Consider the following 24,598-nt stretch of genomic DNA (forward strand, 5'->3'; position numbering starts at 1 on the left):
TCTATAGAAAAACAAAATTACTACTAATTCCTGATCTTTCCTTTTTGACCAATAATGATTATAATTTACCACAAATGCTAAAAAAAACAAGGGGAGAAAGTTTTTGAACAAAACAATTCAAACAAAAAGAGATACCATAATACCCGCCACCATATTCTTAATTTTATATGCTGCATGGGCAATTCTAGTTGCTTCAGAAAACCAGTTTATTCATGAATTTGACCGGACTGTAATCAATATTATCTGCAACAATAATCCAATACTTATCAAATTTGCTACTGTTTTTACTAATCTGGGCAATACAAATGTGATTATGGTTGAAACCATTTTGCTGGTAATCGTCTTAGCACTTTTTAAAAAGTTTGCCTATGCGTTTTTTACAGCCGGAACGATGATTGCTGCCAACGGTTATAATTGGATTATTAAACATGCTATTGCTCGTCACAGGCCTTTCACGCATCATCTAGTTGCAGCACACGGTTATAGTTTTCCTTCTGGACATTCTGTTGGCAGTGCTACTTTATTTGGAATTTTAATTGTTTTAACAATTTTATTAATAAAAAATAAAGCGGCCAAAACTGTGTTATGCATTGTTTGGGCCTGCTTTCCCATATTAATCGGATATACAAGGATTTTTAGCCACGTACACTATCCTTCAGATGTAGTTGGCGGCTTTTTAGAAGGGATTGCATTCTTACTAATCGGCTACTCCTTCTTATATCACTATTATTTAGAAATGCGCGCACAAGAAAACAGTTTAGTTTAAAACAAAAAGTTCAAACTTTTAGTAGTTTGAACTTTTTTTGTAGTCAGAATTAATCTTGAGCTAGACGGTCAATGACGTCTTTATATTCTGGATACTTCTTTAACAAATCTGCTTTTTTAAGCAGCTCAAAATCGTGATAATCAAAGCCGGGAGAAACAACACAGCTTACTAGGCAAAAGCTGTCAGGCTCGGTCACTTCCGAAGCAAAGATAGTATATTTTGGCACCCTAAACTGCAGACATTCACATTGCGCAACATTTTTTCCTAATTTAACCGCATAATATTTGCCCTCAGGCGAAATGCAGTGAATAGTAATTGCCTGACCATCGTGATAATACCACATCTCATCATGATTTAAACGGTGAAAATGAGAGCAATTCTTATCATCGAGTAAAAAATAAATTGAGGTGTAGTAGAAACGTTCTCCCTTGCTATCTTCGTCATAAAATTGCTTATCACTGGTATAAACTTGTCTGAACCAGCCACCTTCTTGATGGGGTTCAAGATTGAGACTTTTGATATATTCGTCGCGTTGCATTTTTTCTCCTTTATTCAAATTCTTGTTAGTTTTAATATCATACTAACTAAATTTAGCGCATTTTAGCTGCAAAGTCAGCTATTAAGTTGAAATTAGCAAAAATCAACTTGATAAAAGTTTTACTTAGTTATTTATTTTAATGATGAACATTTTATAAACTTTTAACTACAAATAAGAAGAAATATTTAATTTAGTAATTATAGTTTTACCGGTATTTTTACCTTCATATATTAATTATTTATTTAAAGTTAAACGCTGCATTGAGCATCTTTTTAAAATTGTGACCTACACTAAATAAATTTGGCGCATCTTATCTTTAAAATCAGCTGGTAAATTCAGTCCTTGCATAAGATAATTGTCAAAATCACCAAAGTTGCGCTTGATAGTAGCAAAATACCTTTCTAAATAAGCTTTTTTAACGGTTAGTGCAACCGCAACCTCATCTAGCTGCGCACTAGTTAAATGATCTTGCAAGTAGTCTAAAATTTCTTGATTTTCTTGTTTACGTGCTGGAATAGTTTCAAGGTAGTCCGCATAAATTTCCTCATCACTGACTCCTAAAGTTTTTAATATGAGAGCTGCTGCTACGCCTGTCCTGTCCTTGCCCGCAAAACAGTGAAATGCTGTTGGAGTGGGATCATTGATTAAAGTCAACAAAAATTGCCGATAACCTGTTTGTGCAGACTTCTCCATTACCAGTTCTTCATAAGTAGTTAACATATCTTCTTCCGCACTATAACTACCAGAAATAATCGTTTCCACACTGGCTTGATTGACTTGAGCATCCTTTAACACATCAATTACCACGTAGTCTAGACCTGACCACAAGAAATCTGGAAATTGTTTGCGTTCATCCTGCCCTCTAAAATCGAAAACACGTTTAATTTGATATTTATCTTGTAGTTGTTCTTTTTGAAATGGGGTTAAATTATATAATTGACCACACCGAAAAAGCAAGTCATCTCTAACCTTTTTTCCTCCAGCACCGACATGTCCACCTAAAGAACGCCAATTGGTAATTTGCCTTTCCATGCTATACTTCCTATCTGTAATTTTTTTGATATCGTCTATTATAATTTTTAGAAAGCGACTTTTCTACTATAGAGAAAAGTTAAATAAATAAAAAACCTGCTGATTTGGTTACCAGCAGGTTTTACTCAATATTTATTTTAGTTAGCTATTTTTTTGTTGTTTTTTATAAATGCAGTTAAAAATAATTGAAATTATAATTGCTACTAGAGAAACGCAGTAAACACCTTTTAAAGCGCTAAAGAGCACTGCTCTTAATTGTGGAATTAAGTTAGCGGCAAGCTCCTTTGCTTTAACTGAAGAAACAATTTTGTTCATCATTGATTGAGTTAAATTAGTATGATGAGCAAGTTGGTTTGCAACAACGGTATTAAAGGTAATACCAAAAATTGAAACCATCATCGTTTGCCCTAAATACCGCATCAAAGTGTTAAAAGAAGTAGCAACACCGATATTTTCTTTTGAAACCAGCACCTGTGAGCGAACCTGTGATGCGGTTAAAACGCCACCAAAGGAAAAGCCATTTAATGTGGCAATCACACAGAATACCCAAAACGGCGTGTGTATCGGCACAATTAGCAACATGCAATCTGCTATTAAAAGAATGGTTAATAGTCCGAAGAAGGTTTTTCTTACGCCCCAGCGGCTAAGCATACCACCAATTAAGAATGAGCCAACTACCCACATTACTGAACTTGGCGTTACGGCAAAACCGGCTACAGTAGCAGAAGTACCGTTAATTCCCTGCATCCAGGTTGGAATGTAAAATTCAAAACCAATAACTACCCCTGCGATAAGCAGTGTAATCATATTGACGGCTAAGAACTCCCTGCCTTTGAGCATTGAAAGAGGCATTATAGGATCTTCTGCGCGTTTTTCTTCATAGTAGAACACAATTGCACTAATAATGATTAAAGCGACTAAGGCGGCCAGCATTAGCGGCTTAATTGTCCCTAGATCCTGCAGTGTAAACATTAAGGTCAGAAGTAAAATTACTAACCAAAATGTTCCTTTAACATCAAGTTTGCTTTTCTTCTTATTCTTTGGTTCCTTAAGGAAAAAGATAATTAACAGTAGGGCAATAATGCCAATTGGCACATTAATGTAGAAAACCCAATGCCAAGATAGATTTTGGACAATAAAACCACCAAGCAGTGGTGCAATAACTGATGCTACACCCCAGAAACCGGAATTAAGACCTAACATCTTGGTTCTTTTTTCCAAACTGTATAAATCGGCAATAATGGTCATTGCCACCGGTTGAACAGCTCCAGAGCCTAATCCCTGAATAACACGGAATAAAATTAGTTCAACCATATTTTGTGCTTGACCACAAAGCGCTGAACCAACCACAAAAAGTGCTATTCCAAATAAAAAGATTGGTTTACGACCGAAGCTGTCTGCCAACTTACCGTATAAAGGAGTCGATACAGCAGTCATAAACAAAAATATGGAAACAACCCAATTCATGATTTCTAATCCATTCAGATCAGAAACAATTGTTGGCATTGCTGTAGAAACGATTGTACCTTCAATGGCGGTCATAAACGTCGTCATAAAAATCGCAATCATTACTATTCGTACATTTGTCTTCTTCACAATTACAACCCCTTCATTAGCTGATAAAACTATTTATTTTCGTGAACAAAGTTTAAAAGTTCTTGAACTTTATCGGTTTTTTCCCATGGTAAATCAATATCGGTTCTGCCAAAGTGGCCGTAAGCAGCGGTCTGCTCGTAAATTGGCCGCCTTAAATTAAGCATTTTAATGATCCCAGCCGGGCGCAAATCAAATATTTTACGTACTGCCTTAGTCAATAAATCATCACTAACTCTGCCAGTTCCAGCAGTATTAATCATGACTGAAACAGGATGAGCAACTCCAATTGCGTATGCAAGCTGAACTTCACAGCGATCAGCTAGACCCGCAGCAACAATATTTTTAGCAACATATCTGGCAGCATAACTGGCACTACGATCAACTTTCGTAGGATCTTTACCTGAAAATGCACCGCCACCATGGCGAGCATAACCCCCATAGGTATCAACGATTATCTTACGTCCAGTTAGGCCTGAATCGCCTTTAGGTCCACCAATAACAAAGCGGCCAGAAGGATTAATTAGAAACTTCGTCTTTTCATCCAAGTATTTAGCTGGGATAACTTTTTTTATCACTAAATCAATCATTGCTTGACGGATTTCTTCGTTTGAAACCTGATCATCGGTTTGCGTTGAAATAACCACAGTGTCAACTCTTAAAGGTTTTTGCTGTTCATCATACTCAACCGTTACTTGAGCCTTGGCATCTGGTCTAAGCCAGCTTAAAGTGCCATCCTTGCGTAACTTGGCAACTTGTCTCATTAAGCGGTGAGCCAGTGAGATTGGCAAAGGCATTAATTCTGGCGTTTCATTGATTGCAAAGCCAAACATTAGTCCCTGATCCCCTGCCCCGATTTGGTCAAGCTGGTCTTCGTCAGAGTGATTTTCACGTGTTTCAAGTGAATGATCAACTCCTTGAGCGATATCAGGTGATTGTTCATCAATATCAATTAAAACTGCACAATTGTTGCCGTCAAAACCTAATTCGGGTTTGTCATAGCCGATGCGCAAAACAGTTTTACGGACAATACTCTGAATATCAACATAAGCAGATGTTGATATTTCACCAAACACATAGACAATTCCCGTATTAACAATAGTCTCACAAGCAACGTGTGCTTGGGGATCTTTGGCAATAATTGCGTCCAAAATTGCATCTGAAATTTGATCAGCAATTTTGTCGGGATGTCCTTCAGAAACAGACTCCGAAGTAAATAAACGTTTTTCCATAATAGTCCCCCTATAGACAATAGCTATTCGGTTACAAGGCATCTCCATTACAGGATCCTCTCAGGACTTGAACCGATTTTTTTAAAATTTCGTTCTATATATTGATAATAAAAAAGGCTACCGCAGATTCGGTAGCCATAGAACGATGGAGGATACAGGGCTCGAACCTGTGACCTCCTGCTTGTAAGGCAGATGCTCTCCCAGCTGAGCTAATCCTCCAAAGTGACCCGTACGGGATTTGAACCCATGTTACCGCCGTGAAAGGGCGATGTCTTAACCACTTGACCAACGGGTCATTGTTCTGAATCAAAGCACTTTTAATAGTATACCTATTTTGAAATAAAATGCAAGGATTCAAGTTATTAGTTAATCAATAAATAATGGCGGCGCGAACTTCCCTTCACACCACCATTATTATGGAGGATACAGGGCTCGAACCTGTGACCTCCTGCTTGTAAGGCAGATGCTCTCCCAGCTGAGCTAATCCTCCATTTTTGTTGTCGTCTCTCGACCACTTCTAATAATTTAGCATAAGTTTCTATTTATGTCTACATTTTTTTGAAATTTTTGTTTGATTGAAGTGATGGGTGTTATTTTGAGGGTTGATAATTAATTAAATCAATTGTCCAAAAGTTTTGCTCAAACAAGTGAATCATAGAAAATGTTAGTTAGTTTTATGCAACATAAATACAATAGCATTCTTATCTCTAATAACTCTAAAATCGTTCATTGTTGAAATAAAAGACGATTTATTTGAGACATGTTTTCTCTTTAGCCACTATTTGTCATGTTTCTAATTGTATATCTACCAAAAATAACATAAAACACAGGTAAAATCTTGTACATAAAACTTTTGCTTTATTCTCTTTTGGAACGTTAGAATTGATGTTTACTGTCGTATCGTTGTCATTGTTTTGCTCTTTTGGCCTTTTAAGCAGCATATCACGTGCTTTGGTTTTGTAATAAAACACAATTGTTGCTCCGTCCATGCCTTAAGTAATCTTCTTTATTAATGAAGTATCTACTTTGGCTTTATCCTTGAAATATAAGTAGATAGAAGATTATTGTGACCTACTTGCCATTAATGTCTAATATTGGCTTATCTCAAACAACATTGGTACTCGATTCGTTGACTTTGTCGTCTTTAAAAGCTTTTTAGTCTTTTTCTTTTCAACGATTTTTTCTGATCAACTGCCAAAGTCAAGATAGTTGCCAATGTCCGCTTTGGCTTCTTTAGTAACGTCTTCAATTAAGTCCAACGGCTCAATAACTAGCTCTTTCAGATTTGCTTTTCGGATTTGTTTTATCTGTTTTTGAACTCCAACATTTTCCAACAATCTGGGTCCCGCAGTTTTAGCATTACTATAGTCAACATCGTAAACATTAATGTAAGCCTGCGTTGCATTAAAAAGGCGTAAGTACTCTAGTACAAACGCCTTTTGTTTATCTTTTAAATTACTATTATTGAGTTGGTTTATTGCTGCACCCGTTGGTGTTTTCTGTTGCACATCTTTTTGATTAATGTGCACATCTTTTTTACTTTTATTGCGTAGCCATTTATAACGTGTTTTCCACGATCTGACTGTATTAATAGACACACTATATTTAGCGGCAATGTCCTTATACTTCATTCCAAGCTCATAATCGTGTTGGGCAGCTATTCTTTTTTCAGAATCAGTCACATCATTTCACCACCTCCTAATTAAGTTATTTTAATTACTTCAAAAATTTATACAAATAATATTCTTTTTTCAGTTTAAGATAATCTAAAGTATCTAACATAGAAACTTTTGACTTTTCTAAACTCACTTGATTAGATTTCCCTATTACTACTTTTAAATATTCCTTATCGTCTTCCATAAATTCATCTACAAGTACAGCTAAATCTCCTCTTTTTCCATCTTCAAATAACGAGGTGTTAAGATTAACTAACATAGAAAACTCTGAAATTTCTTTATCTAATTCTTTTTCTGTTTCGCTGATTCTTTTTATAGCTGTTTTCGGTAAACTTCCTGAGGGAAAAAATTTCATAATATTATTCAAATGATTAATGTTTCTATACATACTCAACAGCAAATCATAAAGCCTTTCAAAAGTACGTGAATTTTCCAATTCCCTTTGCCGACTATTTTGATTTCTTGCTATTCGTACATTAGCCTTCACAGAAACAAAATAAGATAATAAAGCCGAAATTACAGCTGGAATAACAATAGGAAACCAATTTTTAGAAATAAAAATTAAAAATTTTTCAACTAATAATGATGGCATCTTTTTACATTTTCTCTTTTCTACATTAATATCGATAAAATCATTTATTTCTTAAAAATATCTCTTCCGGACAAATCCAAGTTCCATACTCACTTTTTTGTAAGTGTATTCTTTTCTTATCAGCATCCCAACATCTAATACAGTAGGGTGTAGTTTCATCTTTATAATAGTATCCTTCCTCTGTTATTCTTAAGCTTTTAGCAAAATCATCATCGTCCTTTTGCTTATTAAGCTTATCTTTAAGATCTGCATTTTCCTGTACTAATTTTAAAGTTTTAACGCCTAACTCATTAATAGCCCTTGTTAGTTTTAAATCTTTAGCTTTATCTGCGAGACTGATAATATTTTCAAACATTTTTATAAAATCTGAATAATTCATGACTTAATCTCTCCTTAAAATTTTAATAACTTTACGAGTATATTATACTCACAAATAACTTTAAGGCATAAAAATATGGATTAGTGATAGGTCTAATCCTTGCATTATAAAATTTGATTACCTTATCAATTAATCCATATTTGATTTGACACACTCGCTTAATATAATTACTAAACTTCAAAACATATTATAGATTATCCAAATAAAGACTTATTAAGGTCATCGCATGTCTATAGTAACGATAGGATTCGAACCTATCGCTGCTTTGTATATACACATTCAAGAATTATCTTTTATTCTTGATGTTACTAATATAACACCTATTCAATCCGACCTTTCTCCGATTCTGACCCGATATTGACCCGATTTTTAAATACCTTAAGTTCTGGAATTTTTACATTATAAATTAGTTTCCAAGTATCAATCGTGTCTGCAAACTGGCACAGAGCATAACGCTTTAAATCACTGTATCTGGAATCACTATACTGCACTTTAGCTGCTACCTGCCAATCAGTAAGTTCTTCAATGTAAAGTGATTTTAAAATTGTTCTGAATGGCTGCTTTGAACTATCAGCGCATTGTTCAATAGCATGATAGACTGCTTGGCATTTATCCTGTGCTTCAAATATTGACGCCATTTTATTCTCAGCTGAGTTGCCACCATGACTCATAATACCAGTAGGATCGAGCTGTGGGCTGCTAAGGTCAGTACGATGATAACCAGCTCTTATTAGGTAGTGTTCAAAATTATATTTGAAAAAGTTACGTACCTTTTGAGCAGTTAACTTTTGATCAATATCGATTGGTAAATCAACGTTTTCTTCCACAGCTCTTTTCCTTTCTATTCTTTGGTATATAATTTGTTTTTACAAAAATACTTATCTCCTGATTTTAGCTTTTTAAAGCGGACAATTTTACGGAATTTTCTTAAATAATATCCTTTTTTATTTAAATAAAGCCTTGCACTTGATATAAATTGTAAAGATTGATGAGTGATAACACGGTATTTGCTAAAGTTCTTACTATATATTTTTTGTTCGGTTTTTCGATTAATTGCCACATATTTAAAATATGGTTTAACTTCTAATCCTAAACGATTAACAGCTGATCGGATTTTATTTTGGCTAAAATTTAATTCAGTTGCTATTTCACTAATTGAATAACCGTCATTAATTAATGCAGTGATTCTAGCGTCAATAATTTCTTCTTCATTGTTGTATAGTGATTTTTGAATAGACTTTAAAGTTAAATTATTATCTGGTACTAATGATAATGTTCCATATTCATTTTCTAATGCATGAATTAAATTATAGGGGATAGCCATACCCCACCAAGCCTCCTTCCACAATCATACGAGCATCTTTTGTACTACGAGCAATTCCATGTATCACATTATGTGATAATAGAAATTCATGAAATCTAATCTGATCATCTCTAGGTTTACCAGTTTTTGATTTTACTTCTATATAAAATACTTGATTGTCTACCCATCTAAAACCATATAGGTCTGGGTGTCCTTTAGGTAGCCCAGTATCAAACCACCTCCCATTTTGCATGAGCACTTTACCAACATTTGCTCTAAAAACAGTACAATGATGCATTGATAATTCACGCATAATTAGTTTTTGAATTTCATGTTCAGACATTATTTACTTGCCTTAACGGATAAAATGTTATTGATGCTTAATAAAACTTCACCTAATTGCGTATCTGTTAGCTGAATAAAATAGTTATTCAATTTATTTGCATTACAAAGAAACATACATATATCATGAAAATCTTCCTTAACATTATATTGAGTTCTACCGTCATTCATTTTTATCGTTGTCATTTACTAGCTCCTTTCAGGCTAATGGTTACCTCAATTCATCTAAACTAATACTTAACGCATCAGCAATTTTACATACTTTACTAAAGCCAGGTTCCTGCCCAGCAAATTTATATTTTTTCAATGTTTCATAATTTACATTAGATTCCTTGGCTAATTTTGCTAAAGACCAATGCTTTTTATTCAAAATAATTTGTATCTTATTCCACAACATCTTGTGTCTTTCGTGTATAATAATACATATATCTAGTATTTAATTGATTTTTTAAAAGGAGATTTTTCATGGATCAAAAAAATCCACTTAATTTTTTACCTCAAAATACTCAAGAACTATTAATGAATCCTACTGTTAAAAATATTGGTGACACCTTGGGTGGTATTTCAGAATTATTATTATCGCCATTAAACATAGGAACAATATGGGCAAATGCACATATAAGAAAATTTAAGCAATCAATTATTGATAATGTAAATAAAATTCCTGAAGAAAATAGGGATTCTTCTAAAATAAACTTAGCTATGAAAACTATAGAGGACTCTAAATATCAAATAAGTGATGATAACTTAAGAGAAATGTTTGCTAAACTTGTTGCTGCTTCTATAGACAAAAGGAATAATCAAGGATTATCACCTAGATTTTCAAATGTTTTATCACAATTTAGTTCAGAAGATGCTAAGTTTCTTATCCAAATTTCGACTAATAATTTTGATTTTCTTCCTATACCTACTGTTATATTTTTTAGCCGAATGGATGATGGCTCAGGCCATAAATATGGAGATCATTTTATTGCTCCAAATAATTCAACAGCTCTTTGGTTTCAAAATGAACTGAGTTTAAATAACCTTGTATCGTTAGGAATAATTAATCAAAGCGATGAACAATATTTGACCAATGATGATATATATACGTCATTCTATGATTCTGCTGAAAAATCAACTGAATTTTTATGCTGGAGTAATTCAACCGAATTCTCAAACACAAGTTCAAAACCAAGCATTAAAAAGGGAGTTATAGAATTCACAACTTTTGGAAAAAAACTAATTCAAATCGTTATACAGAATTAATTAAAAATTTGATTGCTTCGACCTGTTCAGCTGTAAAAACTGTATGTCCATAATTAGAATCTTCCCAAACTAATTCACCATGTTTATCCATTTTAAACGTACCAATCTTGTCGGATTGTGGCGTTTTTTTATTTTCCATTTTCGCTACCTCTCCATCTTTAAATTTCATCTTTATCACTCAACTTCCCATTACATCGGGATTTTTAGCTAAATAACCTTCAATAACTTCCATAATATTTTCCTCAGAGGTGACACTTCCGTGACAGTTACTGTCACGCCTTTAAGCTCTACTCTCACATAAGATAAAAGACTTTTTTCAAAGACGTGACAGTAAAATTTTAAAAAACTTTTTTATAGCTATGGAGGCTATATATTATAAAAATAAAAAGTTTTATCAATATTTACTGTCATACTGTCACACTATCTTCTTTAACTTACTCTCCCAACGGATACAGCTGTGACAGTTACTGTCACACTACCGTTCACAACTGTCACGTCTTTGAAAAGCCACGCTGAACTTTTCCTTCTATTCTTAATCTTGCACTAGTGTCATATCCCATGTGCTCCATATAATATCTAATATCACGTGTTTGCTTATTATTCCGCGAAAGTGCATTGGGATCTTGAAACAAAGCAACTGATAATTCCCGGTTTGGGATAAAATCTCTATTCTTGAACTTATTTTCTAAAACATCCATTAGATTATCTTCAAGACCGGATGTGTATCGGAATTCTTCACGATTTTCTTTCAGTAATTCTTCCTGTTTAGGTGTAAATTTAAATGGATCTTTCGCATTTTTGAATAACCATACTACTTCGCCCCACAGCTGCTGCACCACATCCTCGGTCAAATCGGTCACAGGATTTTTGGTCTGCTTTTTTGGATCAGCATAAATTGATAAAAATCTCCGATCGCCTGAACGGTCACGTAAGTGTCTAACCTCATTAGTTGTTCGTGCGATGACAAATTTTTTCTTAAAATGTAATGGTTTATGACCATAAGGCTTGCGGTATTCGAAGTCTTGCATCGTGATGAATTTTTTGATTTCTTCAAAACTCGCCTCATTGCTGGCAGTCATTTCATCATCATTGACAATCAGAGCATTTTTCATCACTTCAAAATCATCTTTCTTAGTGAATGTATTAAATTGGTCCGTATATAACCCCATAGGTGCAATGTTCTTCAGAATCGAAGTTTTACCGACTCCTTGGCCACCTACTAAATCTAAAACATAATCAAATTTAGTTTCAGGGTTGTATGCTTTGGCCACTGCTCCCATTAACCATGTCCGAGTAATTAATGTTGTGGTCGCATTCTTCTTAGCTCCCAGATATTCAGGAAAGAAATTATCAATCCTGCGTTTTTTGTCCCAATGTTTATATGCATTATCCATATATTCAATAACGGGGTTATAGGAATTCATGTAAGCCACATTATCAATTGCCTGCTCGATAATTACGTTTTTAAAAGTGGCATGCTCATAATCTGATCGAGCTTCGATATAAAGCTCTACTGAGTTAGTAACCTGGTCTGTATATTGACCCTTACTGATTATGACAGTGCCAATATTTTTTATTTCTAATTTACGATTATCAACGACATCAATTTCTTGGGTAAATTCGTTCAATCGAAATAAATTTTTGAGATTGGGATCATGCAATAGAATTAGCACTGCGTTTTTAACGCTAGTAGTTTTAACGGCACCATTATTTTGACGTTCAAGTTCAATGGTGGTTTTTCGTAACTTATCAGCATTTTTTTCATTGATTTTAATAACGTCACTCATTCAATCCCCCTTCTTTTAATCTCTTTTACAATTACTGAATTTACTGTTCGTTCCACTTCATTCAGCGGAAGACTGTCTGTTGTATTAGTATTTGCAATTAATGCTAATTTAGCTGCTGCATCTGGATCAACACCGCGATATAAGAGTCCACCGACAAAACTGGTAAGAGTATCATTGCGCCTGCCGGTATCGCCTAGGCCATTGGCAATTAATTCAAAGAGTTTTGAGGTCTGCGTTTTACTAGCAATTTTATAGTCTAAAATCGTCTTTTTCTCTGGCTTTGACTTGCATTGAATTAATTCCAACAAACCAGCAGGAGCTGGTCTTATTGGTTTGTGATTAAGCCACCGATATGACTTGCCGTCAATTTTACTTGGAGCAACTACCACATAATTATTTTCGTGTGCTTTTAAGTCTACACCTGGCAATAGCCCAATGCATTGCGTCACATTTTCTTTTCTAGGTTTTTGAAAAAAGAAGTGGTAACCATCATGAGCGGTTTTTTCTCGCAAAGTGTCTTTAAACCATTCGTTATGATTAAGATTAAGGATGGATTGTAAGCCATCAACATCACCATGACGGTCAACATCAATCACGAAAAACTTGTCAGTTTTAAGAGCGATGTTAGCCAATGGATAGCGTTGCCAGACCTTTCTAATTTCATCACTAGTAAGTGCTGGCTTATCGGCAAATTTAATCAGCGGTCGTTTATTTGATCCGATTGGAATTACAGAAAATCCGTGAGCTGCATAGCTAATAGCATAATTGACTAGATTTTCTAGTGGCATAATTATTTAGTTTCAGAATCAATCATTTCTAATTGGTTAGACTCAAGTATTACCTGAATCTGATTTTTTGCAATTTCATTTAAACTGTCTAATGATAAATTTTTAGCTGATGTACTGATTTGAATATTCACAACACCATTTTTAGCTTTGAAGTTATCAATATTGCCGTTAAAAATTATTTGTTTAACATTCATTTTGTTTTTCTCCTAGAATGGTAAGTCGTCATCGTTAATGTCAACAGTATCGCCTGTTCCATTAAATGGATCCTTGGCATCGGCTACTTGCGGTTGTTCATGCTTTTCAAACGTATAATTCCTAAATGGATATTGTGGATTTTTCTTATTAGGGGTAGTTTTGATAGTCACTTTTAAGACCTTGCCACATGCTGGCTGCAGTGCTTCGGCAATTGCATCATAAGCCTCGGTTTCATTTTCAAAAGCAAAGCACTTGTCGGGCACTGGGTTATCAAGAGTTTCTCCAATAATTTGAATTTCAGAAATGCTTCTAGCAATAACTGAATTAGGCATTGGATCACCATTAGCTTTTGTTTGCGCAAGTGATGGGAAAATCGATTCTTGCCTGCCTTCATATTCACCCTGGATGACGCTAAAAGTTAACATCAGGAAATCTCGATCGCCTTTGGCATTATGAGTCACATTGTCAAAGCTCATTAAATAAGTATCATCTGGGATCGGCTCGTATGGGTTATATTCCTTACCCTCTTTTGGATTAAAACCTTTTTGCTTTAATTCGTTCATTGCATCTAAAAGACTCATTATTTACTCTCCTTTTTAAAAATTCCGTTGCATGTTTCCAGCAGTTTCAAAATACGATGGTCTGTAATATTTTTCGGATTGTACTGCGTCCTTAGGCTTTTTACTTCTCTGAAATAGGAAGCATTAACACCGTCACCAACTTTTTTAGTTCTAATTTCAACATCACAGTTACCGTTCACAACATTGAAGTACTTGGTTTTCAATGAAGGATGGTAAGTAGTAGCACCAGTGTTGTCATCTGTAATTGAATTTTCTCGGCTAATGTAGATGATGTTCATCGGCAAAGCTTTCAAATCCATTACTAGCTGTTGCAATGCCGTGTTAAATAATGCATAACCTTTGCCGTATGGAATATCACCTAATGACTTAACATTGTTATCCCAGCAAATTGCCTGCTCAAGCATAACGATAATGTCATCTATCACGTCTACTACAATAGTTTTGAATTGCTCCTCTGGTTTTCTTTGTTCGTTTTCTGTTTGTAAAGCTAAGATAATATCGTCTAGCTGTTGGGTAACTAATTGCGTTGGCTTGCCATTTTTATCTCTTAAATTCCTAATTTGAAACGCTGGTGCGGTTCCCTGATCGCTGTTGCCATCGGTATTGAGCACAATTGGATTCGGGAAAAAGCTCGCAAAGTAACTTTTGCCACTCATTGGTGCTCCCCAGATGAAAAAGTTGTGTGGCTGTGCCTTTGGTTCTAATTTTTTTGGTTTAGGTAAAACTATCATTTCTTAATCATTCCTCTCATTTTAAGTTGGTAATAAATCCATCCTGGCTTATAGCCATGCAATTTTGCATAAGTATTAAATTCGGCTGGAGATTTTAATTCACTAACTTTCATGTTTGCGACTTTTTTAAGTAAATCGCTTTTTACTATTTCCGCTATTAATTTTTTACGATTTTTTGCTTCAACTAAATCAACATCTTTAACCTGTTTTGCCTCGTGAACTTTGATTGGCTTTCCGCAGAGTGGACACTTGCCATTTTTAACCTCACTGGTTTTCGCAACTGCAAAGCAATAGTCGCAAGTTATAATTGCCATGCCGTGATCGGTATTTATTTTTGAAACTGATTTCGTGCCACTAACTACTGCCTGTTTCCAATCTCGGTCATCGTCTGGGTAGCCAAATTTCTGCACGTTATTAGCGTGGTCAATAATTATTGCTGTCTTTCCTGGTCTAGGATTTAAGCAGCGCATTGAAAACTGTAAATACAATGCTAATGATGTGGTAGGCCTAGCCATGATTACGCAATCAACGTTTGGTAAATCAACGCCCTCAGTGAACAAATTGACGTTAACCAATATCTTTAAACTCTGATTTTTAAAATCAGTAACAATTGCATCCCTTTCAACTGCTGGTGTTTTGCCGTCAACTTCTTTTGCTTCAATTCCTGCATCGTTAAATTCTTGAGCCACCCTCTTTGCTGATTTAATGGAATAGGTATAAACCACTGCTTGCATCCCTTTGGCAATCCGCTGATATTGCTTAACGACATGTCCAAAAATCTTATTGCTCATTGCCTCATTCATTGATCTATTAGTGTAATCACCTGTCGAACTGCGTTTTAGTAATTTACTATTAAAATCATTTGGTGGTTGGAAATACCTGAATGGTGCTAAAAAGCCCTCATTAGTTAATTCTTTAATTGATTTCCCGACAATAATATCGTCTGCTATCTGATCTAATTGTTTTTGACCAGTTCGCCTAGGAGTAGCTGTGAAGAATAATACATAAGCATTTTTAAATTTGTTTAGTATTTTCTGATAGCTTTTAGCAAGAGCGTGGTGACCTTCATCAATCAGAATCAATTGTGGCTCAGGCAATTTATCTACCCTTCTGCAAAGCGTCTGCACCAACCCCATAGTTGCAAAGTTAGGCTTAACATCTTGTGCTTTGAAAGTAGCCTTAGCTTGATCCAATACTTCTTTTCTGTGAATAACAAACATTACGCGATTGTTTTTAGTTGTTGTTCTCCTAGCAATTTCTGCCATTACCACTGTCTTGCCTGTTCTAGGTGGTGACTGCACAATAATGTGATGGTGCCCCTTCTGCATTGATTTAGTAATTCGCTGAATTAAATCGTTTTGATATGGTCTTAATTCGTACATGTTTATTATTTACCATGTTTTATCTCCTGCAACTGTGCTTCGTCATAAACCATCTTTTTTGCTTCCTCAAACATGGATCTAATCACTGATTGAAACTGTTCGCTAGGTGATCCTTCATGTGCGCATATTGGACTAGGATAATTTATATCAAGGTAATTAATCGCACCTTTATAGGTGTTTTGCTTTAAAGCCTCGTTCTTTAAACGGATAGTCCAAAGCTCAATTGCTTTAAAAGTTTCTTCCTGCCATTTTAAAAATTCGTCATTTATCATAAAAATCTCCTAGCTAATTGTTGTTTTTCTATTGGGTTCTAAATGTGCACCCGGTATATTTTGACCATCTTTCATATCTTGATAGAGTTTTCGTTTGTTTATTGACGAAACTTCTTTGGTTACGATATAAACTTTAGGTAATTTACGTTCATCTGAAATAATGGTTTTTTGCCTATAATTACGTGGCTTTAAAATGTAATGCTTAGTATGCAGCTCTTTAATACCGGCATCATCTATCACTTCAGTCATATAATTTTGCAAATTATTTTTCTGATTTTCGTAATGATGTTTCTGCTCTGTAAGCTGCTTAATTTTGTTCGTCAAAAAATCAATGTTTGCGGTGTCTCGTTCAATTAAGCCAGCTAATCCATCCAGTTTGTCATCTCTAGTTAGCTTCAAAGAATCAAGCGTATCTTTTAATGTTTCTGGATCAATATCATCTTTATCAGCTACCTTTTTGATAGCATCATTTATTTCAAAGAGTTTCATTTTAAAGCATCGCCTATCCTTTCACTCCCGTATGCCCATTCAATTATTGATGAAAAACTATCTCCATCATCAATATCACAAGAATCTGTTAAAAAATCATACGGATCGTAATCTAATTCTTCACACAATTTATCTAGAGAGCCGTGGTTAACTTCTAAACGATGCTTTAGAAATTGTCCTTCATTCTTATAGACTTTTCCTCCAGTTGCTAATCTCGAGATTATTGAGTTCTCTGAATCACCAATTAATGTTGCATCTGGATCTTCTTTAGCAATTTCAGTTAATTCTTCTTGAACATTAATGTCATGGATAGCTTGCTTTAGTTCATTACCATCTTTTACTTCCATATGTTATAATCTCCTTAGTATTACCAATATTTAATAGTCCGATTGCAGTCGGACTTTTTTATGTTCCTGGGATGTATTCTGGTAAGCGGAGAATGTAAATCGTTGACACCAGCCCAACAATAGCTACTATTAATGAGATTAATAATGATCTTTTGCTTTTCAGTTTTATGTCGGTGTATATGTTTAAAAAATGCTGCCATTTTTCTAATATCCTTTCCATAATTTCTACCTCATACACACTCTGTGTTCATCCATTACTTTGTTTAGCTCTTTTTTTGAATAGCGTTTAACTCCTTCTATTAGGCTAAATGGAATTTTTCCTGCTTTTTCCCACCTATAAAAGGTTGCTTTAGAAACATTAAGGTATTTTCTAGCATTAGTTTGATTCATCCAACTCGTGTCTTGACTTTCAGTTAAACCATATTTTTTAAAAATTGATTCAACTGCATGAAGGAGTTGATCATCGGGAATATTAATCGGAACTTTTACTTCCATCTTCATTCACCTCCTTCTAACTAACTATTCATCCCCAAAACCTTATAAACTTTCTTCCTAACAGAAATATCACGTGGTGTAGTCCCACCGTGAATTGCATAGCTAATAGTCGGTCGATTAACATTTAATAGCTCTGCCAAACTTGAAACTGTGTAGCCTTGACGAATCATTTCAATTTTGATAACACTAAAAATCTTTGACTTTGCTTCTGCAAGAGCCTGTTCTGCTGGCAACATAGCTCACTCCCTTCTTCCTAAAACAAAAGTGTAAATAATTTTGTCAATAAATTACGAATTTATATTGACTTTAATTCGCATAAGTGCGAATATAAAAGTATAATAAATAAGCGATTGAAAGGTATCCCCATACTGTTCAATACTTTTTTATTTATTCAAATTTATAAGTAATTTATTTGACAAATATATTATTACGCATTATTGCGAATTTTTCAAGCTAAATTTGCGAATTTTGCGAAATATTTTTGTTGCTTTCCATTGGAGCCTTATATGACAACATTTGAACGCATAAAAGAATTAGCTCGAAAACATGGCTTATCATTAATTGAGGTAAATGATAAAGCTGGTTTAGGAACTAGAACTATATATCATTGGAAAAAACAAGCACCGACAGCTGAAAAGCTTAGAACAGTAGCAAAGGTTTTACATACATCAACTGACTACCTCTTAGGTAATACCGATGATCCTTCACCTACTGTAAATAAAGAAAGCCATCCTTATGTTGACATCACGGATGACGAAACTATTTATTCATATCGTGGCAAACCGGTGCCTAAGGAGTATCTTGATGTTATACGCAACTTAATGGACAGTGATATTAGAAAGGGTAAAGGTGAGTGATGGAAGACTTAGTAAAATACCTTTTAAAATACGCTTTTGACCATGGTATTAGCTGCGCTTTAATTCGAAGAGAGCAAAGTTACCAATCAGTAGCTTTACCTGATAAGAAATTGATAGTTATAAACCAAAACAGTAAAAATAAATTTTAATTGCCTTTTATTATTGGTCATGAAATTGGTCATATTATCAATGGTGATGTTAATGGTGCATTTTACTGTGGAAAACCCATTAATTCAGAAGAACGACTAGCTGATTTATATTCTCTTAATTTAATTTACGAATATGCTTCAAATCAATTTGATACATTTGACGAACCGATACAATTTATTCAACGGTATGGAATACCTGAAAGAATGTTCAAAGATGCAGTTGAATTGTTTGAACAAAAAAATGATCTTGTTTTTTAAGTTATGTAATGTCCATAAAGCCAGCGACAAAAAACCTAAGGTAAATGTTTTTAGGAGGAAATGATGAATAAGAAATTACTAATAATGGCTACTACAATTTTAGCAGCAGTATCATTAACGGCTTGCAGCAGTTCTAATAACGACACTCAAGGCGGAACAAAAGTAACTAAATCTTCAAAGAAAAAAGCACAACCCAAAATTAAGTTCTACAAAAAAGGTGATACTGTAAAAGTTGGTAAGGTGGAATACACACTCAAATCAGCAGCTAAAACTAGTGAACGCAATGAATTTGAGGATAGCAAGCCTAAACATGTAATTAAAATAGTCTACCATGTGAAGAATGATAGCAAAAAAGATCTACCTATTGGTGGCGATGTAGATGCATATGGCCCTGATAATTCGAAACTTAAAGATTATCCAGTAAACGATACTACACTTGATTCAATTGCTCCAGGCAAAGAAGCAGACGTTATAACTGGTTTTGGAACAAAAAAACTTGGTTCTTTTGAGATGCATTTTAAACCGTTAACTGATTTTGATTCTAAATCAGCTAAATTTAAAGTTAATATAAAATAATTTTTTATTGCAATATAAAAAAGCTTCTAAGAGATCGTCTGGAAAACTAATTCTTAAAAGCTTTGTGTAAAACAAGAGAGCAATGCCCTTTTGCATATTTAATTATAACATATTAGAAAGGATAAAAAATGCCTAAAAGAGATCCACATATAAAAGAATATAAAAATAAGCGTGGTGAGCGTTTGTTTAAGTTCCATTTATACTTAGGTTTAGATGCTAATGGCAAACGGGTTAACATTACCCGCCAAGGTTTTCCCAGTTATAATGAAGCTAAAACCACTTACGACCAATTAAGAGCAAACGGTACTCAAGGTTACCAAAAGCCTAAACAAATAAAAACAGATGAAATGTACTCTTTATGGTTTGAAAACTATAAAGGTCAAGTTAAAGAGTCAACAGCAAATAAAACTTGGCAATTGTATAAAAACCACATTAAGCCTATATTTGGAAATCGTTTTATGGATAAAATACAGGTTAAGGCAGTACAAAAATTTGCCAATCAAAAAGCAAAAGAAATTGTTAAATATAAAGATGTTGTTAGATTATTGAGTACACTTTTTGAGCATGCTATTAGATTAGGTTATGTTGAACAAAATCCAATTAGAAAAATTATAATGCCGAATAAAACATCACGTCCCCGTCGAGATATAGAACATAATGTTTATTCTAAACAAGAACTCGAAGAATTTTTAGCTGCCGCAAAAAAATATGATATAACTGCGTACACTTATTTTAAATTATTATCTTCAACAGGATTAAGACGTTCTGAAGCACTCGCATTGACCTGGAAAGATATTGACTTAACTAAAAATACTTTATCTGTAAATAGAACTCTGGCTTATGGGTTAAATAGTAAAACAATCATGCAACCACCTAAAAGTAAGATGTCCAAACGGATCTTGCCTATATCAGCCAATTTACATGAAACGCTAATAAACTACAAAAAATCTCAAAAAGTTATTTATAAATACCTTTTTCACGGAGCTAATGGAAAATGGTGTACATTAACAAAACCTGCTCAATGGCTAAATGCAATTTACAAAAAGAATCCTAATTTAAGGCGAATTACTATCCATGGTTTCAGACATACATTTGCAACTTTGCTAATAAGTGAAACAAACATAAAACCAAAAACAGTTCAAATGTTAATGGGACATGAAGATATTAAGATGACTTTAGACATTTATACTCATCTAAATGATCAAAATAAAATTGATGCCACTAATTCAATTAGAGAGTTAAATATTTAGCTTTTTTATTTTTTATACTTTTATGCCGTGCAAATGCCGTGCGAAAGCATAATAAAAGCTTGTAACAGTTGATATTACAAGCTTTTTATTACTATTAGCGGAGTGTGAGAGATTTGAACTCTCGATACAGGATTAACCCATATACATGATTTCCAATCATGCTCCTTAAGCCACTCGGACAACACTCCAAAATTGAACTCCGGCTGTCAGACTCGAACTGACGACATCTTGATTAACAGTCAAGCGCTCTACCAACTGAGCTAAGCCGGAATACTAAAAGCACGGCAGCGTCCTACCCTCGCAGGCAGTCTCCCACCAACTACTCTCGGCGTGAAGAAGCTTAACTGCTGTGTTCGGCATGGTTACAGGTGTTTCCTTCTTGCTCTTGCCACCGTACTTTTTTCCTTTGAGCTTTTACACTCAAAACTAAATATAATCCGCTTGAAAAACCTTGACTGCTGCTAAGCTCTGGTCAAGTCCTCGACTGATTAGTACTGGTCCGCTCCAAGCCTCACGGCTCTTCCACTCCCAGCCTATCTACCTCTTAGTCTTTGAGGTGTCTTACTACTTTCGTATGGGAAATCTCATCTTGAGGGGGGCTTCGCACTTAGATGCTTTCAGCGCTTATCCCGACCATACTTAGCTACCCAGCGATGCCTTTGGCAAGACAACTGGTACACCAGCGGTATGTCCATCCCGGTCCTCTCGTACTAAGGACAGCTCCTCGCAAATTTCCTACGCCCACGACGGATAGGGACCGAACTGTCTCACGACGTTCTGAACCCAGCTCGCGTGCCGCTTTAATGGGCGAACAGCCCAACCCTTGGGACCGACTTCAGCCCCAGGATGCGACGAGCCGACATCGAGGTGCCAAACCTCCCCGTCGATGTGAACTCTTGGGGGAGATAAGCCTGTTATCCCCAGGGTAGCTTTTATCCGTTGAGTGATGGCCCTTCCATACGGTACCACCAGATCACTAAGCCCGACTTTCGTCCCTGCTCGAGTTGTCGCTCTCGCAGTCAAGCTCCCTTATACCTTTGCACTCTGTGAATGATTTCCAACCATTCTGAGGGAACCTTTGGGCGCCTCCGTTACACTTTAGGAGGCGACCGCCCCAGTCAAACTGCCCGTCTGACACTGTCCCATGCCTCGCTTAGAGGCCCTGGTTAGAGCAGCCATCAAACAAGGGTAGTATCCCAACATTGCCTCTGATAACACTGGCGTGCTATCTTCTCCGGCTCCTACCTATCCTGTACATGTTTAACAGCTGCCCAATATCAAATTGCAGTGAAGCTCCATGGGGTCTTTCCGTCCTGTCGCGGGTAACCCGCATCTTCACGGGTATTATAATTTCACCGAGTCTCTCGTTGAGACAGTGCCCAAATCATTACACCTTTCGTGCAGGTCGGAACTTACCCGACAAGGAATTTCGCTACCTTAGGACCGTTATAGTTACGGCCGCCGTTTACTGGGGCTTCAGTTCGCTGCTTCGCTTGCGCTAACAGCTCTCCTTAACCTTCCAGCACCGGGCAGGTGTCAGCCCCTATACGTCGTCTTACGACTTTGCAGAGACCTGTGTTTTTGATAAACAGTTGTTTGGGCCTATTCACTGCGGCTGGCTCTTACACCAGCACCCCTTCTCCCGAAGTTACGGGGCGATTTTGCCGAGTTCCTTAACGAGAGTTCTCTCGCTCACCTGAGTGTTCTCCACTCGACTACCTGTGTCGGTTTGCGGTACGGGTACGCAGCTTCTCACTAGAAGCTTTTCTTGGCAGTGTGACTCTTGGACCTTCGCTACTTTAATTTCGCTCCTCATCACGCCTTGTGCTTCTCGGATACAAGCATTTGACTCATATCCACACTTGACGCTTAAACATGGCTTCCAGCGCCATGCGTCCTTCGCCTCCTGCGTCCCTCCTTCGCTATTAACGAAGCTGCGCAGTACAGGAATCTCTACCTGTTCTCCATTGACTACGCCTTTCGGCCTTGCCTTAGGTCCCGACTTACCCTGGGCGGACGAGCCTGCCCCAGGAAACCTTAGTCTTTCGGCGGATAGGATTCTCACCTATCTTGCGCTACTCATACCGGCATTCTCACTTCTAAAAGCTCCACTTATCTTCTCAGTTAAGCTTCGCCGCTTTTAGAACGCTCTCCTACCACGTGCATTACTGCACATCCACAGTTTCGGTACTATGCTTAGCCCCGGTAAATTTTCGGCGCAGCGTCACTCGACTAGTGAGCTATTACGCACTCTTTTAATGGTGGCTGCTTCTAAGCCAACATCCTAGTTGTCTACGCAACTCCACATCCTTTTCCACTTAGCATAGATTTGGGGACCTTAACTGGTGATCTGGGCTGTTTCCCTTTCGACTACGGATCTTATCACTCGCAGTCTGACTCCAGTGCTTTGATATCTGGAATTCGCAGTTTATCTGAATTCAGTAACCCCTGACGGGCCCTTCGTCCAAACAGAGCTCTACCTCCATTATCATCCTCGCACCAGGCTAGCCCTAAAGCTATTTCGGAGAGAACCAGCTATCTCCAAGTTCGTTTGGAATTTCACCGCTACCCACAACTCATCCCCGCAATTTTTAACTTACGTGGGTTCGGTCCTCCAGTGCGCTTTACCGCACCTTCAACCTGGTCATGGGTAGGTCACTTGGTTTCGGGTCTACATCAACTAACTCTCGCGCCCTCTTCAGACTCGCTTTCGCTCCGGCTCCGTCTTTTCTGACTTAACCTCGCTAATTAACGTAACTCGCCGGTTCATTCTACAAAAGGCACGCCATCACCCCTTAATGGGCTTTGACTATTTGTAGGCACACGGTTTCAGGTTCTCTTTCACTCCCCTCCCGGGGTTCTTTTCACCTTTCCCTCACGGTACTGGTTCACTATCGGTCACAATGTAGTATTTAGCCTTGCGAGATGGTCCTCGCTGCTTCAATCGGGATTCCTCGTGTCCCGACCTACTCAGGATCCTGCTCAGCGCGCTCCGGATTTCGCTTACGGGGCTCTCACCCTCTCTGGCTTACCTTCCCAGATAATTCTGCTATCCTTTGCGCTGCCTTGTCGCAGTCCTACAACCCCAGATGATAAATCATCTGGTTTGGGCTCTTTCCGTTTCGCTCGCCGCTACTAGGGAAATCGATCTTTCTTTCTCTTCCTGCAGCTACTTAGATGTTTCAGTTCACTGCGTCTTGCCCCAACCGGCTATCTATTCACCGCTTGGTAATGCATCTGCATGCATTGGGTTCCCCCATTCGGATATCTCCGGATCGCTGCGTACTTACCGCTCCCCGAAGCCTTTCGTGGTTCGTCACGTCCTTCTTCGCCTCATTGTGCCCAGGCATTCACCGTGCGCCCTTCTTTACTTGACCTTACTCAAGATACTCTCTCGGTCGCTCTTTAGCAATCTGTTCTCTTTTGATTGTTTCTCGGTTTTTCTTGGATTATATTCAGTTTTCAATGTACTAACTCATTGGATCTGTTTTTACCAGACCCAATGGAGGCTAACGGGTTCGAACCGATGACCTCCTGCTTGCAAAGCAGGTGCTCTCCCAACTGAGCTAAGCCCCCAATGTTTCTTCTCTGTTAGACACGCTTGTTTCTTCTTGCCTATGGGCCTAAATGGACTTGAACCATCGACCTCACGCTTATCAGGCGTGCGCTCTAACCAGCTGAGCTATAGGCCCGTTTCTAGCGTATCTGCTCTTTTCTTTGAGGTATTACCCTCAAAACTA

30 protein-coding genes, 7 tRNA genes, 2 rRNA genes, 1 riboswitch and 1 other annotated feature (1 of these 41 only partly in view) are annotated in these 24,598 nt (G+C 36.6%); of the genes, 6 read left to right on the top strand and 33 right to left on the bottom strand.

The window, feature by feature from the left end:
- Window positions 1-47 (bottom strand) — a binding site (T-box leader); it reaches 146 nt to the left of the window's first position.
- 56 nt (window positions 48-103) lie between these two features.
- On the top strand, window positions 104-766 hold the full coding sequence (locus DLD54_RS05920) for a phosphatase PAP2 family protein (protein WP_109918583.1): 663 nt from the start codon (window positions 104-106) through the stop codon (window positions 764-766).
- 49 nt (window positions 767-815) lie between these two features.
- Here the strand turns inward: DLD54_RS05920 and DLD54_RS05925 are convergent, their stop codons facing one another.
- The 15 genes from DLD54_RS05925 to DLD54_RS06000 form a co-directional block, all read right to left on the bottom strand.
- Window positions 816-1,304, bottom strand: a complete 489-nt coding sequence (locus tag DLD54_RS05925) for a cupin domain-containing protein (RefSeq protein ID WP_109918584.1) — start codon at window positions 1,302-1,304, stop codon at window positions 816-818.
- Window positions 1,305-1,589: 285 nt separating this feature from the next.
- Window positions 1,590-2,336 carry a tyrosine-protein phosphatase gene (locus DLD54_RS05930; RefSeq protein ID WP_109918585.1) on the bottom strand — a complete coding sequence of 249 codons (747 nt, stop codon included), beginning with the start codon at window positions 2,334-2,336 and terminating at the stop codon, window positions 1,590-1,592.
- 141 nt (window positions 2,337-2,477) lie between these two features.
- Window positions 2,478-3,932, bottom strand: coding sequence for an MDR family MFS transporter (locus tag DLD54_RS05935; protein ID WP_109918586.1), 1,455 nt, complete (start codon window positions 3,930-3,932; stop codon window positions 2,478-2,480).
- A gap of 29 nt (window positions 3,933-3,961) precedes the next feature.
- Window positions 3,962-5,161, bottom strand: coding sequence for a methionine adenosyltransferase (gene metK, locus DLD54_RS05940; RefSeq protein ID WP_109918587.1), 1,200 nt, complete (start codon window positions 5,159-5,161; stop codon window positions 3,962-3,964).
- Window positions 5,159-5,239, bottom strand: a riboswitch (SMK box riboswitch). It overlaps the preceding gene by 3 nt.
- A 68-nt stretch (window positions 5,240-5,307) precedes the next feature.
- Window positions 5,308-5,380 (bottom strand) — tRNA-Val (locus DLD54_RS05945).
- A gap of 4 nt (window positions 5,381-5,384) precedes the next feature.
- A tRNA-Glu gene (locus DLD54_RS05950) sits at window positions 5,385-5,456 on the bottom strand.
- A 122-nt stretch (window positions 5,457-5,578) separates the two neighbouring features.
- A tRNA-Val gene (locus tag DLD54_RS05955) sits at window positions 5,579-5,651 on the bottom strand.
- A gap of 697 nt (window positions 5,652-6,348) precedes the next feature.
- Window positions 6,349-6,843: a terminase small subunit gene (locus DLD54_RS05965; protein WP_109918589.1), complete on the bottom strand. Its 495-nt coding sequence runs from the start codon at window positions 6,841-6,843 to the stop codon at window positions 6,349-6,351.
- Between the two features lie 34 nt (window positions 6,844-6,877).
- Entirely contained in the window at window positions 6,878-7,429 is a 552-nt protein-coding gene (locus DLD54_RS05970) for a hypothetical protein (protein ID WP_109918590.1), read from the bottom strand.
- Window positions 7,430-7,469: 40 nt separating this feature from the next.
- Window positions 7,470-7,808: a hypothetical protein gene (locus DLD54_RS05975; protein ID WP_109918591.1), complete on the bottom strand. Its 339-nt coding sequence runs from the start codon at window positions 7,806-7,808 to the stop codon at window positions 7,470-7,472.
- Window positions 7,809-8,128: 320 nt separating this feature from the next.
- Window positions 8,129-8,635 carry an ArpU family phage packaging/lysis transcriptional regulator gene (locus DLD54_RS05980; RefSeq protein ID WP_158593323.1) on the bottom strand — a complete coding sequence of 169 codons (507 nt, stop codon included), beginning with the start codon at window positions 8,633-8,635 and terminating at the stop codon, window positions 8,129-8,131.
- 14 nt (window positions 8,636-8,649) lie between these two features.
- Window positions 8,650-9,132, bottom strand: a complete 483-nt coding sequence (locus tag DLD54_RS05985; RefSeq protein ID WP_109918593.1) for a hypothetical protein — start codon at window positions 9,130-9,132, stop codon at window positions 8,650-8,652.
- Window positions 9,116-9,454 carry a VRR-NUC domain-containing protein gene (locus tag DLD54_RS05990; protein ID WP_109918594.1) on the bottom strand — a complete coding sequence of 113 codons (339 nt, stop codon included), beginning with the start codon at window positions 9,452-9,454 and terminating at the stop codon, window positions 9,116-9,118. The genes DLD54_RS05985 and DLD54_RS05990 overlap by 17 nt, the downstream gene beginning before the upstream one ends.
- Window positions 9,454-9,639, bottom strand: a complete 186-nt coding sequence (locus DLD54_RS05995; RefSeq protein WP_109918595.1) for a hypothetical protein — start codon at window positions 9,637-9,639, stop codon at window positions 9,454-9,456. Before DLD54_RS05995 ends, DLD54_RS05990 begins: the two co-directional genes overlap by 1 nt.
- A gap of 25 nt (window positions 9,640-9,664) precedes the next feature.
- The gene (locus DLD54_RS06000; RefSeq protein ID WP_109918596.1) at window positions 9,665-9,850 is read right to left on the bottom strand and encodes a helix-turn-helix domain-containing protein; all 186 of its coding nucleotides are present in this window, start codon (window positions 9,848-9,850) and stop codon (window positions 9,665-9,667) included.
- Window positions 9,851-9,918: 68 nt separating this feature from the next.
- Between DLD54_RS06000 and DLD54_RS06005 the strand changes: the two genes are divergently transcribed.
- Window positions 9,919-10,701, top strand: coding sequence for a DUF4393 domain-containing protein (locus tag DLD54_RS06005; protein WP_109918597.1), 783 nt, complete (start codon window positions 9,919-9,921; stop codon window positions 10,699-10,701).
- Here the strand turns inward: DLD54_RS06005 and DLD54_RS06010 are convergent.
- The 12 genes from DLD54_RS06010 to DLD54_RS06065 form a co-directional block, all read right to left on the bottom strand.
- Window positions 10,688-10,870 carry a hypothetical protein gene (locus DLD54_RS06010; RefSeq protein WP_109918598.1) on the bottom strand — a complete coding sequence of 61 codons (183 nt, stop codon included), beginning with the start codon at window positions 10,868-10,870 and terminating at the stop codon, window positions 10,688-10,690. The two genes, DLD54_RS06005 and DLD54_RS06010, sit on opposite strands and share 14 nt — an antisense overlap.
- Before the next feature lie 322 nt (window positions 10,871-11,192).
- A complete protein-coding gene (locus DLD54_RS06015) occupies window positions 11,193-12,488 on the bottom strand; it encodes a virulence-associated E family protein (RefSeq protein WP_109918599.1) in 1,296 nt (431 codons plus the stop codon).
- A complete protein-coding gene (locus tag DLD54_RS06020) occupies window positions 12,485-13,276 on the bottom strand; it encodes a bifunctional DNA primase/polymerase (protein WP_109918600.1) in 792 nt (263 codons plus the stop codon). Before DLD54_RS06020 ends, DLD54_RS06015 begins: the two co-directional genes overlap by 4 nt.
- A 2-nt stretch (window positions 13,277-13,278) precedes the next feature.
- Complete coding sequence (locus tag DLD54_RS06025; protein WP_109918601.1) at window positions 13,279-13,470, bottom strand: hypothetical protein; 192 nt, start codon at window positions 13,468-13,470, stop codon at window positions 13,279-13,281.
- A 12-nt stretch (window positions 13,471-13,482) separates the two neighbouring features.
- Window positions 13,483-14,052 (bottom strand): single-stranded DNA-binding protein, encoded by a 570-nt coding sequence (locus tag DLD54_RS06030; RefSeq protein ID WP_109918602.1) that lies wholly within the window; start codon window positions 14,050-14,052, stop codon window positions 13,483-13,485.
- Window positions 14,052-14,783, bottom strand: a complete 732-nt coding sequence (locus tag DLD54_RS06035; RefSeq protein WP_109918603.1) for an AAA family ATPase — start codon at window positions 14,781-14,783, stop codon at window positions 14,052-14,054. Before DLD54_RS06035 ends, DLD54_RS06030 begins: the two co-directional genes overlap by 1 nt.
- A complete protein-coding gene (locus DLD54_RS06040; protein ID WP_109918604.1) occupies window positions 14,780-16,165 on the bottom strand; it encodes a DEAD/DEAH box helicase in 1,386 nt (461 codons plus the stop codon). Before DLD54_RS06040 ends, DLD54_RS06035 begins: the two co-directional genes overlap by 4 nt.
- A 5-nt stretch (window positions 16,166-16,170) precedes the next feature.
- Window positions 16,171-16,437, bottom strand: coding sequence for a hypothetical protein (locus DLD54_RS06045; RefSeq protein WP_109918605.1), 267 nt, complete (start codon window positions 16,435-16,437; stop codon window positions 16,171-16,173).
- A gap of 9 nt (window positions 16,438-16,446) precedes the next feature.
- Window positions 16,447-16,926 (bottom strand): siphovirus Gp157 family protein, encoded by a 480-nt coding sequence (locus tag DLD54_RS06050; RefSeq protein ID WP_109918606.1) that lies wholly within the window; start codon window positions 16,924-16,926, stop codon window positions 16,447-16,449.
- Window positions 16,923-17,273, bottom strand: coding sequence for a hypothetical protein (locus tag DLD54_RS06055; protein WP_109918607.1), 351 nt, complete (start codon window positions 17,271-17,273; stop codon window positions 16,923-16,925). Before DLD54_RS06055 ends, DLD54_RS06050 begins: the two co-directional genes overlap by 4 nt.
- Window positions 17,274-17,498: 225 nt before the next feature.
- Window positions 17,499-17,768 carry a helix-turn-helix domain-containing protein gene (locus tag DLD54_RS06060; protein ID WP_158593324.1) on the bottom strand — a complete coding sequence of 90 codons (270 nt, stop codon included), beginning with the start codon at window positions 17,766-17,768 and terminating at the stop codon, window positions 17,499-17,501.
- Between the two features lie 20 nt (window positions 17,769-17,788).
- Window positions 17,789-18,004 (bottom strand): helix-turn-helix domain-containing protein, encoded by a 216-nt coding sequence (locus DLD54_RS06065; RefSeq protein WP_109918609.1) that lies wholly within the window; start codon window positions 18,002-18,004, stop codon window positions 17,789-17,791.
- A gap of 270 nt (window positions 18,005-18,274) precedes the next feature.
- Between DLD54_RS06065 and DLD54_RS06070 the strand changes: the two genes are divergently transcribed.
- The 4 genes from DLD54_RS06070 to DLD54_RS06085 all read left to right on the top strand — a co-directional run bounded on the left by DLD54_RS06070 (window position 18,275) and on the right by DLD54_RS06085 (window position 20,858).
- Entirely contained in the window at window positions 18,275-18,625 is a 351-nt protein-coding gene (locus tag DLD54_RS06070) for a helix-turn-helix domain-containing protein (protein WP_199692041.1), read from the top strand.
- A 149-nt stretch (window positions 18,626-18,774) separates the two neighbouring features.
- A complete protein-coding gene (locus DLD54_RS06075) occupies window positions 18,775-19,032 on the top strand; it encodes a hypothetical protein (protein ID WP_109918610.1) in 258 nt (85 codons plus the stop codon).
- 63 nt (window positions 19,033-19,095) lie between these two features.
- Entirely contained in the window at window positions 19,096-19,608 is a 513-nt protein-coding gene (locus DLD54_RS06080) for a hypothetical protein (RefSeq protein WP_109918611.1), read from the top strand.
- 128 nt (window positions 19,609-19,736) lie between these two features.
- Window positions 19,737-20,858 (top strand): site-specific integrase, encoded by a 1,122-nt coding sequence (locus DLD54_RS06085; RefSeq protein WP_109918612.1) that lies wholly within the window; start codon window positions 19,737-19,739, stop codon window positions 20,856-20,858.
- A gap of 98 nt (window positions 20,859-20,956) precedes the next feature.
- Here DLD54_RS06085 and DLD54_RS06090 read toward each other — a convergent pair.
- The 6 genes from DLD54_RS06090 to DLD54_RS06115 form a co-directional block, all read right to left on the bottom strand.
- A tRNA-Ser gene (locus DLD54_RS06090) sits at window positions 20,957-21,046 on the bottom strand.
- Window positions 21,047-21,055: 9 nt separating this feature from the next.
- A tRNA-Asn gene (locus DLD54_RS06095) sits at window positions 21,056-21,128 on the bottom strand.
- 9 nt (window positions 21,129-21,137) lie between these two features.
- Window positions 21,138-21,254, bottom strand: a 5S ribosomal RNA gene (gene rrf / locus DLD54_RS06100).
- Window positions 21,255-21,326: 72 nt separating this feature from the next.
- Window positions 21,327-24,235: ribosomal RNA gene (locus DLD54_RS06105) — 23S ribosomal RNA — on the bottom strand.
- 126 nt (window positions 24,236-24,361) lie between these two features.
- A tRNA-Ala gene (locus tag DLD54_RS06110) sits at window positions 24,362-24,434 on the bottom strand.
- 42 nt (window positions 24,435-24,476) lie between these two features.
- Window positions 24,477-24,550, bottom strand: a tRNA-Ile gene (locus tag DLD54_RS06115).
- Window positions 24,551-24,598: the final 48 nt, after the last annotated feature.

This window comes from Lactobacillus helsingborgensis (assembly GCF_003173695.1).
Classification (GTDB): domain Bacteria; phylum Bacillota; class Bacilli; order Lactobacillales; family Lactobacillaceae; genus Lactobacillus; species Lactobacillus helsingborgensis.